This is a genomic window from Streptomyces sp. NPDC101110, from assembly GCF_044759525.1.
Lineage (GTDB): Bacteria > Actinomycetota > Actinomycetes > Streptomycetales > Streptomycetaceae > Streptomyces.
Genome location: NZ_JBIVZM010000004.1, coordinates 521,947 through 533,592 on the forward strand (window position 1 = coordinate 521,947; position 11,646 = coordinate 533,592).

The 11,646-nt window shown below is 69.6% G+C and carries 10 protein-coding genes and 1 pseudogene; 5 read left to right on the forward strand and 6 right to left on the reverse strand.

The genetic code is table 11. The features are described 5' to 3' along the window. Positions 1-16: 16 nt before the first annotated feature. Together ACIQU3_RS11775 and ACIQU3_RS11780 are read right to left on the reverse strand one after the other, a co-directional pair. On the reverse strand, positions 17-1,282 hold the full coding sequence (locus tag ACIQU3_RS11775; RefSeq protein ID WP_403924582.1) for a nucleotide sugar dehydrogenase: 1,266 nt from the start codon (positions 1,280-1,282) through the stop codon (positions 17-19). A gap of 514 nt (positions 1,283-1,796) precedes the next feature. Then, a complete protein-coding gene (locus ACIQU3_RS11780) occupies positions 1,797-2,594 on the reverse strand; it encodes a DUF1963 domain-containing protein (protein ID WP_403924585.1) in 798 nt (265 codons plus the stop codon). 202 nt (positions 2,595-2,796) lie between these two features. Here ACIQU3_RS11780 and ACIQU3_RS11785 point away from each other — a divergent pair, with 202 nt between their 5' ends. Then, a complete protein-coding gene (locus ACIQU3_RS11785) occupies positions 2,797-4,128 on the forward strand; it encodes a hypothetical protein (protein ID WP_403924588.1) in 1,332 nt (443 codons plus the stop codon). Then, positions 4,128-5,051 (forward strand): hypothetical protein, encoded by a 924-nt coding sequence (locus ACIQU3_RS11790; RefSeq protein ID WP_403734734.1) that lies wholly within the window; start codon positions 4,128-4,130, stop codon positions 5,049-5,051. The genes ACIQU3_RS11785 and ACIQU3_RS11790 overlap by 1 nt, the downstream gene beginning before the upstream one ends. 86 nt (positions 5,052-5,137) lie before the next feature. Here ACIQU3_RS11790 and ACIQU3_RS11795 read toward each other — a convergent pair whose 3' ends face one another. From ACIQU3_RS11795 to ACIQU3_RS11805, 3 genes and pseudogenes are all read right to left on the reverse strand, one after another. Further along, positions 5,138-5,374 (reverse strand): hypothetical protein, encoded by a 237-nt coding sequence (locus tag ACIQU3_RS11795; RefSeq protein WP_403734731.1) that lies wholly within the window; start codon positions 5,372-5,374, stop codon positions 5,138-5,140. Positions 5,375-5,696: 322 nt separating this feature from the next. Next, a pseudogene (locus ACIQU3_RS11800) lies at positions 5,697-6,475 on the reverse strand (GntR family transcriptional regulator). After that, positions 6,472-7,014: a GntR family transcriptional regulator gene (locus tag ACIQU3_RS11805; RefSeq protein WP_403924717.1), complete on the reverse strand. Its 543-nt coding sequence runs from the start codon at positions 7,012-7,014 to the stop codon at positions 6,472-6,474. The pseudogene ACIQU3_RS11800 and the gene ACIQU3_RS11805 overlap by 4 nt, the downstream one beginning before the upstream one ends. Before the next feature lie 132 nt (positions 7,015-7,146). On the opposite strand from ACIQU3_RS11805, the gene ACIQU3_RS11810 reads away from it, so the two are divergent. Further along, positions 7,147-7,449, forward strand: a complete 303-nt coding sequence (locus tag ACIQU3_RS11810; RefSeq protein WP_403924591.1) for a hypothetical protein — start codon at positions 7,147-7,149, stop codon at positions 7,447-7,449. Next, positions 7,449-7,754, forward strand: a complete 306-nt coding sequence (locus tag ACIQU3_RS11815; RefSeq protein ID WP_403734719.1) for a hypothetical protein — start codon at positions 7,449-7,451, stop codon at positions 7,752-7,754. The genes ACIQU3_RS11810 and ACIQU3_RS11815 overlap by 1 nt, the downstream gene beginning before the upstream one ends. 248 nt (positions 7,755-8,002) lie before the next feature. On the opposite strand, the gene ACIQU3_RS11820 is transcribed toward ACIQU3_RS11815, so the two are convergent. Further along, complete coding sequence (locus ACIQU3_RS11820; protein ID WP_403924594.1) at positions 8,003-10,321, reverse strand: (Fe-S)-binding protein; 2,319 nt, start codon at positions 10,319-10,321, stop codon at positions 8,003-8,005. 266 nt (positions 10,322-10,587) lie between these two features. Between ACIQU3_RS11820 and ACIQU3_RS11825 the strand changes: the two genes are divergently transcribed. Then, positions 10,588-11,607, forward strand: coding sequence for an undecaprenyl/decaprenyl-phosphate alpha-N-acetylglucosaminyl 1-phosphate transferase (locus tag ACIQU3_RS11825; RefSeq protein WP_403924597.1), 1,020 nt, complete (start codon positions 10,588-10,590; stop codon positions 11,605-11,607). The last annotated feature ends 39 nt before the right edge of the window (positions 11,608-11,646 follow it).

Genomic DNA, 11,646 nt, shown 5'->3' on the forward strand with positions numbered 1-11,646 from the left:
CTTCCTTAGGGGCTCTCTAGAGCCGTTCGATGTGGGGTGCGGCGGTCATGACGCCGCGGGTGTCGAGCACGAAAGCGGCCTCGTCGGCGAGTCGGGCTAGGTCGAACTCGCCGTGCGGGGTGAGCAGGACGACGGCGTCGAAGTCGCCGACGGTCGCCGCCGCGGACGTCGACCCGAACGGGATGTCGCGGCAACCGCCGTCCGTCTCGGGCAGATACGGATCGACGACGGTCACGTCAGCTCCCATCTGCCGCAGCCGGTCGGTGACTTCGACGGCGGGTGACTGACGGGCGTCCGAAGTGCCCGGCTTGTAGGCCGCCCCCAGCGCGAGGATCCGTGCCCCGTGGACGCTTCGGCGGAAGCGGCGGCTCAGGGCGTCCTGGAGGCGGCGGACCACGTAGTCCGGCTGGCTCTCGTTGATGTCCTGGGCCAGCTCGATGAGACGGAAGGTCTGCCCGTGCCGGGACTTCACGTGGTGGCTGAGGTAGACCGGGTCGATGGGCAGGCAGTGTCCGCCGACCCCGGGCCCGGGCAGGAACTTGGTGAACCCGAAGGGCTTGGTCGCGGCCAGTTCCAGCGTGTGCCAGACGTCGACGCCGAGCGTGTGCGCCATCCGCGAGAGCTCGTTGACCAGCGCGATGTTGACGTGCCGGTACGTGTTCTCGAACACCTTGGCCAGCTCGGCCTCCTCCAGGCCCGAGGCGGGCACGGTGACGTCGGTGACGGTGTCGTAGAAGCCCTTCACCCGCCGCAGACAGCCCTCGGTGAGGCCGGCGACGATCTTCGGTGTGTTCTCCAACCGCCAGTCGGCGTTGCCGGGATCGATCCGCTCGGGGCTGAACCCGACGTGGAAGTCCCGTCCGGCGACGAGGCCGGAGCCCTCCTCCAGCAGCGGGACGAGGACGTCACGCGTGGTGCCGGGGTGGGTCGTCGACTCGAGCACGACGGTCGCGCCCGGCTCGACCCACTCGGCGAGCGCCCGGCCGGCGTCCCGTACGCAACTCAGGTCCGGGGCACGGTCCGTGAGCGGTGTGGGGACGGTGATGACGGCGACGTCGAACCCCTTGAGGTCCTGCGGGTCGGAGGTCGCGTAGTAGGCGTCCGTGCCGAGCACCGCCCGGAGCCGCTCGTCACCGATGTCCTCGACGTACGACGATCCGGCGGCCAGCGCCGCGCAACGCGCGCGGTCGGGCTCGTAACCGGTCACGGTGTGCCCGGCCTCGGCGGCCCGCACGGCCAGCGGCAGGCCGACATAACCCTGCCCCAGCACACATATGTGCATGTGGATTCCTCACCCCTGAAGTACGGCTCCCTGTTCCTGAGGCAGGCAGCCGTGGCGTGGTACTGCGTGAGAAGCGGCGTGGGAACGGCACCACCGCCGCGTCACCGGTCTGCCGGGCCCCCTTGCCCGACCGTGCGCAAAGCGCAACCGGCGATCTTCACAAACCCCCCTCATTTGTGGACCTTCATGGTTCAACAATTATTCGCTGAACGGAACCCCATTTACTGATTCGAGATATGTGAGCTGGGCAACGCGCAGCTATGGCTAGAGGGTGACGCTCAGTCAACTGCGATCAGGTTGCAACAGCAAGGGATTGTGATCTTCACATTTCACGGCAAGGCCGGGCCCGACGTGTCGCGCTCGGAGCATGCATTCGCGAATATCGTGCGCCCCTGAGTGCGCCCCCGTATCGCTGCTCCGTACCACCGCACCGCAGAACCGCACTGCCACCGCCCCGCCACCGGTTACCCGCGGTCAGCCCAGGTGGCAGGGGATGCGGCGTCCGCCGCCGGTGTCAACCGCAGAGGACCTGAGCCACCGCCCTGCGGAAGTCGCCGGCCGCGAGCGCCCCGACCGGGATCGTGAAGTACAGCGTCCCGGCGTCGCCCCAGCCCCACCCGAGTTCGGGGTCCTCGGCCAGCTGGAGCAGGTGGACGGCCGGGCCGTCGGCGTCCCGGGGCGACACCGGCAAGGTGTGCGAGGTGTCGGGCCAGCCGAAGGCGCAGTGGCTGCCGGCGGTGTTGCCGTCGAGATCCGCCCACTCGGTGAGGAACAGCGACGCCGCTCCCCAGTGCTCGTCCCTGTCGTAGTCCAGGTCGCCGTCCTCGACGTCCCAGCAGTCGGGGAGCATGGCCACCTCGACCGCACGGACGGGCCTCGCCGGGTAACTCCGCGCGGGTTCGGGCGCCGTCACCGGGACGGCCCGCTCAGGGGCGGCGGGAATGACGCGCCCCGCCCCGGGTTGACAGACGTCCAGCTTGCGGTACTCCTCGTACGGCAGGTCCGGATCCAGGTAGAAGAAGTTCAGCAGGCCCGGCCGCACGGGCAGTTCGGGACCCAGCCAGGTGGCGAGGACGTCCGTGTCCAGAACGGCGTGCAGGGACAGCGGGACACCGCTCAGTTCGGGCCAGGGGGTTCCCGGTTCGAGGAGAGCGGCACCGCCGAGCCGGCACCGGCCCGTCGACCCGGCCCCGTCCGCCGCGGGGACCAGCCGAAAACCGCGACGCGCCATGGCGGCGAACTGCCGGCCGGCCTTCTCGCCGAGCCGCCGGACGCAGGCGTCGTCGAGACTGCCGTGATCGTCGAACTGCATGGAAGGATCCTGCCAACCACACGGCCGTCGTGCCACGGGCCGGTGCGTTCGGCGGTTCCGCGAAGGTCCCATGCTCCTCGCACGCGCCGACCGGAAAGCGGGCCGCCGCCCCGAAACGAAACTCCCGCTCCCTCGCCAATCCCGTGCGATAGAAAGGGCGTTCAGCCGAGTACACGGCTTCGACTCATCCTGTGGGGGGATCTTGTCCAGAACTCGGGCGGCTTCGGCCGCCATCGGTGTGATCGCACTCCTGGTGACGGGCGCTCCGGCGGCCGACGCCGCGGAGCCGCAGGCTCCCGACGTCCGGTACGCGCACAGCGCCACGGGCGATCTCGGCACCCTGGAGGTCGGCATCAGCTCCGACAGCGCCATCACGGGAATCCGGGCCCATCTCGTCTCCGCGGCCACGCAGCAGGAGGTCGCCGTCGTGGAGACCGAAGCGTTCGACCTGGTCTCCGGCACGGCGGACAACGGCGTGTGGCGCACCAAGAAGCCCCTGGACCTTCCCGACCTGGGCAGCTACACCGTCCGCATCGAGGCGACGGACGCCGACGGCGACCGCGACGTCGACAACTCCGCGGGCACCCTCGCCTACTACATCGCCGCGGTCTTCGAGGACGTCCGCCCCGACCGCACGGAGATCGACACCGACCATCGCCAGGTGCGCATCGACGGCACGCTGAAGGGCCGCTGGCCGGCGACCCGGGAGCTGAAGGCCCTGGCCGACCACCAGGTCGACCTCGACGTGGACAACTGGACGGAGAACACCGTCCGCACCGACGCGCAGGGCCGCTTCTCCGGCACGGTCACCGTGAACGACGCGGTGCCGGTCCAGGCCGTCTTCCGGCACGACAACGCCAACCCGTACGTCCTGTACGGCGAGTCCGAGTCGACGCGCATCGGCATCCGCCAGGTGGCCACGCGCTGGACCTTCCAGGCCCCGGCCGAAGCCAGGACGATCGACTACGGGGACGAGGTCACCGTCACGGCGACGCTGGAGCGCGAGACCCCGCAGGGCTGGGTGCCCTTCGAGGGCCAGAGCGGCGGCGTCCTCTACGAGGCCTCATCCGGCGGCCAGTGGGCCAGCGTCGGCTACTTCACCACCGGCGCCGACGGCAGGACCACGACCTTCACCCACACCCCGGGGGAGACCGGCACCTTCCGCGTGGCCTCGCACAGCGACGACCCGTTCATCGCCCCCGCCTCCGCCAACAGCGCCGAGATCACCGTCCTGCGGGCCTCCGCCTTCACCTCGTTCTCGGCCGCCCGCACCGAGGACGGTGGCGTGCGCGTCGAGGGCGCCATGGACTTCCCCGACGGCTGGACGCCCGCGGACATCCCGGTGCATATCCAGTACTCGCGCGACGGCAAGCGCTGGACGGACCTGGTGACGGCGCAGGCCACCTGGTCCGGTGAGGGCCACGCCTTCTCCGCGGACATCGCGGACGGGCGCCGGGGTTACTACCGCGCGCAGTTCGACAAGACGGAGTCGTTCCGCGGGGCGACGTCGGCGGTCGTGCGGGTGGGCCGCTGATGTCGGTGAGTCTGCGCAGACTCGCGAGCAGCGCGACGTGCGCCGCCGTGCTGCTCGCCGGGGGAGCTGCCGCCTGCGGGGAGGGCTCGGGGAGTGACTCCGCGCAGGAGAGTTCGACCGAGGCGACGCCCAGGGCGGTCGTGGCGAAGGCCGCGACGAACTCCGAGGACATCACCTCGCTGCACTATCGGATCACCGGGACCGTGCCGCAGACGGGCCGTCTGGAGGCCGAAGCCTCCATGACCACGGAACCGTCGGCCATGAGCATGCGGATCACCACGGCCGACCACGGTGAGGACGGCCGGCTGGAGGTCCGGTTCGTCGACGAGGTGATGTACGCGGGCGGGAGCGCGGTCGACTCCGGCAAACTGGACGGCAAGAGTTGGTTCAGCGCCGGCCCGGCCGTGTGGGGCCGTGGCGCGGTGGACAACAACTCCTACCGCGTACTGCCGAGTCAGCTGGAGGGCAGTCCGGTCGTGCAGTCCAGGATCCTGACCGCCGCCAAGGACGTGCGGAAGCTCGGGACGCAGACGGTCGACGGCACCCGGACCACTCACTACAGAGGAACGGTCACCTGGAAAGGCATCAGCGCGGCCCGTGACGCCGCCGCGAACAAGGCGGCCCGGGAGCGCCATATCGAGAGCCTGGATCAGTTCACGGCGCTGCGCATCGATGACACGCTCACCATGGACCTGTGGATCGACGACGCCGACCGCACACGGCAGTTCCGCATGCGAGGCGACACCCGTGCCACACGGGGCGGTGCCGAGGGCAAGCCGCTCGAATTCATCGACGGCGACCCCCTCGACATGACCGTCACCTTCCTCGACGTCAACCAGCCGGTGACCGTCGAACCGCCACCGTCCGAAGACACCACCGACATCGCCGCGCCGGCGGACAAGGCGCAGTCGGCCGGGGACTGAGCTGCACCGGGTCAGGACCATGTGGCCTGGCCCGGTGCATCCGTCTCGCACGGCGACCACTGGCGGGCCGACAGCGCCGGCGATGCCTACGCGGACGGCGGGCCGTACGGAAAGCGCTCGTAGTGCTTGTAGCCCAGCACCACGGCAGCGACGGCCCAGACGATCACGACATAGAGATCGGCCTCGTCGCCGAGGCACCGGCTCTTGTCGCGGCACTCCTCGCTCAGCTCCAGGACCCCCTTGCCGACCGCCCCGTTGACGGCGAGTTGGACCAGCCACGAGACACCGCTGGCCGACGGCGAGTTGGGCCAGCCACGAGACACCGCTGGCCACTTGCAGCCCGGCGACCGCGCCGAACGCGCAGGCGCCGGAGCGGGCATCGAACGGCGTCTCCGCGGGCAGCGGCCGGTAGTAGGCGAGCAGGATGAGCGCGCAGACGAGCCCCACGACCCCGTTCAGCAGGTCGTACTCACCCTCGTCCATGACCAGGACGAAGACGGTGGTGAAGGTGGTGGCGGTGAGAGCCCCCTGGTCGACGCCCCGCATGGTCGCTGTCACGGAGCAAGACGGTAGGGGGTCGAGGGCGAACTCGTCCCGACATCAGCGTGATTACCCCGGATCAGGCCGGTCGAGGGGGCAGGGGGCCTACTCCGGCACGAACTCGTACTGCAACTCGTAGAGATGCCCGGCCTTCACCATCGAGGTCGCTTCGATCGGGCGACCGTCGGCGGCGTGGACGACCCGAAGTGTGCACAGGACCGGCAGGCTGCCGGGAAGACGCAGGGCCTCGAACTGTTCCTGCGAGGGGACCCGGGCCGAGACCCGGTCCACACAATGGTGGGGTGCGTGCCCCAGTTCCCTGAGCAGGGTCGCGGTGCCGCCCTTGATCCGGCGCCGCTCCATCAACGGCGTACTCCGGGCGATGTCCAACGGGTAGTAGGACCGCACGAGTTCCGCCGGCTCATCGTCGATCAGCAGCAACTGGCTGCGCAGTACGGCCGTGTCGTCGTCGCTGAGGCCGAGAGCGGCCCTGATGTCCGCCGGCGCGCTCGTCTCCGTCACGTCGAGGAGCGTGATGCGGGCGTCCCTGCCGTGCTTGGCGGCCTCGGCCAGCCAGGGGTAGGGCTCGTCGGCTGCTGCCGGTGTGAGGGATGTGTCAGGGCGTATCGTCCGCTGCCTGTGCTCGCGTACGGTCACCGCCGCACCTGCTCGTCCCACCACCAAGCGCTCGTCCTTGAGGAGTTGCAGGGCCTTCTGGATCGTGGCGTTGGAGGCTTCGAAGCGGGTCCTGAGCTGTGCAGTGGAGGGCAGGTTCGCGCCGGCGGCAGTTCGCCGGTCATGATGTCGTCGCGCAGGTCGGCCGCGATCCGTTCGTGCAGTGAGCGGCGGTCGTGGGCTTCCGGTTCTGCCTTGGGCACGGTCATCCGATTCTGATCTCGTAGCGCAACTGCTGGCGCTGGGCGGGCATCACCATACGGTCCACCTGAATCGGCCGGTCGTCGTGACTCAGGGTGAGCCTGGTCAAGCGCAGGACGGGATCCGTCGCGGTGAGTCCCAGGGCCTCCTGTTCGTCTTCGTCCGGCAGGCCGGCGGTCACGTCCTCCCTGACCAGGGCGCCGACATGTCCCAAATTGGCGAGCAGGGTGACAGCTCCGCCCCGGATCCTGGCCGTTGCGGCAAGAGGGGTATCTCGTGCGATCGCGGTGGGGTAGTAGGTGTCGGTCAGTTCGTTCGGTTCGTCGTCGAGGAGGATCAGGCGGCGTCGCACGACGACCGGTTCTCCGTCGTGAAGCCCGAGCAACTGCGCGACTTCGGCCGGAGCGGGCACCTCTCCTGCATGGGCGATGCGCTGGGAGCCACGCCTGCCCCGGGCGGCCGCGTCCGCGCTCCAGGCGTCGCCCTGTCCCTGCTCGCGGGGCGTCAGGTACGGCATCGACGTACTGATCCACCTGCTCGCGCTCACGATGTCCTCCCACAACTGACGCTCGCCTCGACCTTGCCGCTTTACACGGTAAGCGACTTGGTGGCCAGGGGTGCAGGGTGAACGCAGCCCCTCGACCTTGCCGCCTTTCGCGAATAGCGATACGGTCACGCCATGACCGAGCTCCTGCGTCGTCTCCTCGCCTGGGTGGGCCTTTCATGCCGGCTCCGTCCGGCGCACCGTCACGCCTTATGCGAAACGCTCCCCGCAACCGGTGTCTCCGCTCCGTGGTTCCACCCTCTCCCCGACCACCGCAGCCCCTACTGCGCGGAGGTCGTCATCGACGGCACCTCCACCGTCGCGGCGCGCCCCTACCTCGTCGCCCACGAACAGCAACAGTGGCGCCCACAGGGCGACGCCCCATCGGCACGGCAGGGCGCGGAACTGTATCCGGCCGCCGGTAGCGAGGCCGCCTGATGCGCACCGACCCGCGTCGTACGCTCCGGCTCCTGCCCTGGACCGGTCCCGAGGCCAAGCCGTGCTTCCTGATCACGGACAACGACGGCGGACGTGTGTCCCGCCTGGCCGACATCGCCGAAGCGACCAAGCTCGACACGGGTGCCCAACTCCTCGCCCACGCCGACGACCTGCTCCCCGACGCCACCGAGGCCCAACTCCGCTTCCTAGCCGAGCGTCTCACCGAGGCCCTGCGGGACATCCTCCGTATCGCCGAGAGCCGGGACCAGGCACATGGCGACGGGCCCTCGGACTGTTCTCCATGAGGCCCGCCGACCAGTCGGGCTCGTCCCCCGAGTGCACACTCGCCGCCCACCCCGGTTACCAGGACCTTCACACCCACTGCCGTCAGACCCGGGACCTGCCCCTCCCCTTCGCCCTCGGCATCCTGCTCCAGCCGCGCTGCGGCTGCCCGTGCCACCCGTACGGCAGCAGTCGTGGAACGCCGACGCCCCCCGCCCGATGACTCGGGACAAGGGGCGTCGAAACCGTCGGAACAACCGGCTGGAACTGCCTACTTCACCGGCTCCGGCTCCGGCGCGCTCGTAGAGTCCGCCGTGCCGGCCGGCGGCTCGCCGTCGTCGCCGTCGTCGGTGGCCTCCGCCTGGACCGGCGTCTTCACCGAGTCCAGCAGCAGCTGGGCGACGTCCACCACCTGGATGGACTCCTTCGCCTTGCCGTCGTTCTTCTTGCCGTTGACCGAGTCGGTGAGCATGACGAGGCAGAACGGGCAGGCCGTCGAGACGATGTCGGGGTTGACGGAGAGGGCCTCGTCGACGCGCTCGTTGTTGATGCGCTTGCCGATCCGCTCCTCCATCCACATCCGCGCACCACCGGCGCCGCAGCAGAAGCCGCGCTCCTTGTGGCGGTGCATCTCCTCGTTGCGGACACCGGGAACCGCGGCGATGATCTCGCGCGGCGGCGTGTAGATCTTGTTGTGGCGGCCCAGGTAGCACGGGTCGTGGTACGTGATGATGCCCTCGACCGGCGTGACCGGGATCAGCTTGCCCTCGTCGACGAGGTGCTGGAGCAGCTGCGTGTGGTGGATGACCTCGTAGTCGCCGCCGAGCTGCGGGTACTCGTTGCCGAGCGTGTTGAGGCAGTGCGGGCAGGTGGCGACGATCTTCTTGGCCGACTTGGGCTTCGCCGACTCGGCGACGACCTTGCCCTCGTCGTCCATCTCCTCGCCGAACGCCATGTTCAGCGCCATGACGTTCTCCATGCCGAGCTCCTGGAACAGGGGCTCGTTGCCGAGACGCCGGGCGGAGTCACCGGTGCACTTCTCGTCGCCGCCCATGATCGCGAACTTGACGCCCGCGATGTGCAGCAGCTCCGCGAAGGCCTTCGTGGTCTTCTTGGCGCGGTCCTCCAGGGCGCCGGCACAGCCGACCCAGTACAGGTACTCGACCTCGGACAGGTCCTCGATGTCCTTGCCGACGACCGGGACCTCGAAGTCGACCTCCTTGAGCCACTCCAGGCGCTGCTTCTTCGCCAGGCCCCAGGGGTTGCCCTTCTTCTCCAGGTTCTTGAGCATCGTGCCCGCCTCGGACGGGAACGACGACTCGATCATCACCTGGTAGCGGCGCATGTCGACGATGTGGTCGACGTGCTCGATGTCCACCGGGCACTGCTCGACGCAGGCGCCGCAGGTGGTGCAGGACCACAGGACGTCCGGGTCGATGACGCCGTTCTCCTCGGCGGTGCCGACCAGCGGGCGCTCGGCCTCCGCGAGAGCCGCGGCGGGCACCGAGGCGAGCTGCTCCTCGGACGCCTTCTCCTCGCCCTCCATGGTCTTGCCGCCGCCGGCCAGCAGGTACGGCGCCTTGGCGTGCGCGTGGTCGCGCAGCGACATGATCAGCAGCTTGGGGGAGAGGGGCTTGCCCGTGTTCCAGGCGGGGCACTGCGACTGGCAGCGGCCGCACTCGGTGCAGGTGGAGAAGTCCAGCAGGCCCTTCCAGGAGTACTGCTCGACCTGGGAGACACCGAAGACGTCGTCGTCGCCCGGGTCGGCGAAGTCGATCGGCTTGCCGCCCGACGTCATCGGCTGGAGCGCGCCGAGGGCCGTGCCGCCGTTCGCCTCACGCTTGAACCAGATGTTCGGGAAGGCGAGGAAGCGGTGCCAGGCGACACCCATGTTGGTGTTGAGCGACACCACGATCATCCAGATGAACGAGGTGCCGATCTTGATCATCGCGACGAAGTAGACGAGGTTCTGCAGCGCGGAGACGCTCAGGCCCTTGAACGCGAGCACCAGCGGGTACGACGCGAAGTACGACGCCTCGTAGTGGTCGACGTGGTGGAGGGCGCCCTCCAGGCCCCGCAGCACGTAGATCGCCAGGCCGATGGTCAGGATGACGTACTCGACGAAGTACGCCTGGCCCGCCTTGGAGCCGGCGAAGCGGGACTTGCGGCCCGGGCGGCTCGGCAGGTTCAGCAGGCGGATCGCGATGAGCACCGCGATGCCCAGGATCGTCATCACGCCGATGAACTCGATGTACAGCTCGAACGGCAGGAACTCACCGATGACCGGCAGCACCCAGTCGGCCTGGAACAGCTGGCCGAAGGCCTGGGCGAGGGTCGGCGGCAGCGTCAGGAACCCGACGGCGACGAACCAGTGGGCGACACCGACGATGCCCCACCGGTTCATGCGCGTGTGGCCGAGGAACTCCTTCACCAGGGTCACGCTGCGCTGGTAGGGATTGTCGGTCCGGGTTCCGGCCGGGACCGGCTGGCCCAGCTTGAAGTACCGGACGAACTGGCCGATCGCGCGTGCGAGCAGCGCGACGCCGATCACGGTCAGTACCAGCGACACGATGATCGCGGCGAGTTGCATGGGGGCTCCTCGGGCCTGCGAGGGGTTTCGTCGGGGTGACCTGTTCGTTCTTCAGGCCTACCCGAAATTACTAAGCGGTAACTTATGCAGTCCGTCTGAGACTACCCCTATCTTCCGCCGCACTGTAGCCGGGTGGGCAGTGATCTGAATCGCTGAGGGTTGCCTCAGGAGCGGGCGGATCCGGCCACGGACCCGGCGTGCATCCCGACGCAGATCTCCTCGTGTTATTCGTACCGAAATGTCATATCCCCGCCTAACTTATATCCGTGCTCTACGGGATCACCGCCGCCGCCACCGCCCTTCTCCTCACCGCCCTGCTCGCGGCCGCACTGCGGGCACCCGCGCTGCGGCTTCGGCTGGTCGAGCGACGCCGCCAGCGGGATGTGCCGTTGTCCGGGGGTGTGGCCGTCGTGCTCGTCACGGGACTGGTCGCCGGGGGCGGGGAGTGGCTGGGGCTCGTGCCGCCCGGTGACGGGACGCACGGGGTACTGGCCGCCGCGGGCGCCGTCGCCCTGCTCGGGCTGGCCGGTGACGTCTGGCGGCTGCGGCGGAGGGTGCTGGCCGCCGGTACGGGCGTGGCGGCCGCGTGTGTCGTGCCGTTCGGGGAGACGGGGGTGGGGCCCGGGTTGCTGGCCGTCGGGTGGGTCGTGGCGGTGGTGGCCGGGTTCCGGGGGCTCGATCACGCCGACGGGCTGGCGGGTACGGTCGGCGTCGTCACCGCCTTCGGGGTGGCGGCCTGTGCGGCCGTCGGCATGATGGACGGGCTCGCGGGGCTGATGAGCGTGCTGGCCGCCGCGCTGACCGGCCTGCTCCTCCACAACTGGCATCCCGCGCGCGTCGCCCTGGGCGGCTGCGGGTCCATGGCCGCGGGGTTCGTGATCGCCGTGGGTGCCGTGTACAGCCGGGCCGGGTTCGAGGTCGTGGAGAGCGCGGGGGTCCTGTTCGGGCTGACCGCCGTACCGGCCGCGGACGCCGTGCTCGTGCTCGTGACGCGGAAGTCGGCGGGGCGGGGGCTCGCGCGCGGCGGGCCCGACCATCTCGCGCACCGGCTGCGGCGGCTCGGCCTGACCGCGCCGGCGGCGTGTCTGCTGCTGGGGGCCGGGGCGTTGTCGGGGATGCTCGTCGGGGTACTCGCGCATGCCGGCCGGATCGGGGCCGGTGCCCTGTGGTGGGTGGCGGGAGGGGCCCTCGTCGTCGTGCTCGCCCTCTTCCGTGTCCCTGTGTACGCACCCAGACGCAGCGTATCTACGCAGGTCAACGCTTCATTGCGTGTAAGGAGCGGATAAGAGTTGAGCCTGCCCGGCTCAGGTCTGTTGACCGGTGGG

Bases quoted from the DNA above. Each gene is read 5' to 3' on its own strand.
- ACIQU3_RS11775 (WP_403924582.1), bottom strand. From the start codon at position 1,282: ATGCACATATGTGTGCTGGGGCAGGGTTATGTCGGCCTGCCGCTGGCC.
- ACIQU3_RS11790 (WP_403734734.1), top strand. From the start codon at position 4,128: ATGTCGGTGAGTCTGCGCAGACTCGCGAGCAGCGCGACGTGCGCCGCC.
- ACIQU3_RS11820 (WP_403924594.1), bottom strand. From the start codon at position 10,321: ATGCAACTCGCCGCGATCATCGTGTCGCTGGTACTGACCGTGATCGGC.
- ACIQU3_RS11810 (WP_403924591.1), top strand. From the start codon at position 7,147: ATGACCGAGCTCCTGCGTCGTCTCCTCGCCTGGGTGGGCCTTTCATGC.
- ACIQU3_RS11780 (WP_403924585.1), bottom strand. From the start codon at position 2,594: ATGCAGTTCGACGATCACGGCAGTCTCGACGACGCCTGCGTCCGGCGG.
- ACIQU3_RS11815 (WP_403734719.1), top strand. From the start codon at position 7,449: ATGCGCACCGACCCGCGTCGTACGCTCCGGCTCCTGCCCTGGACCGGT.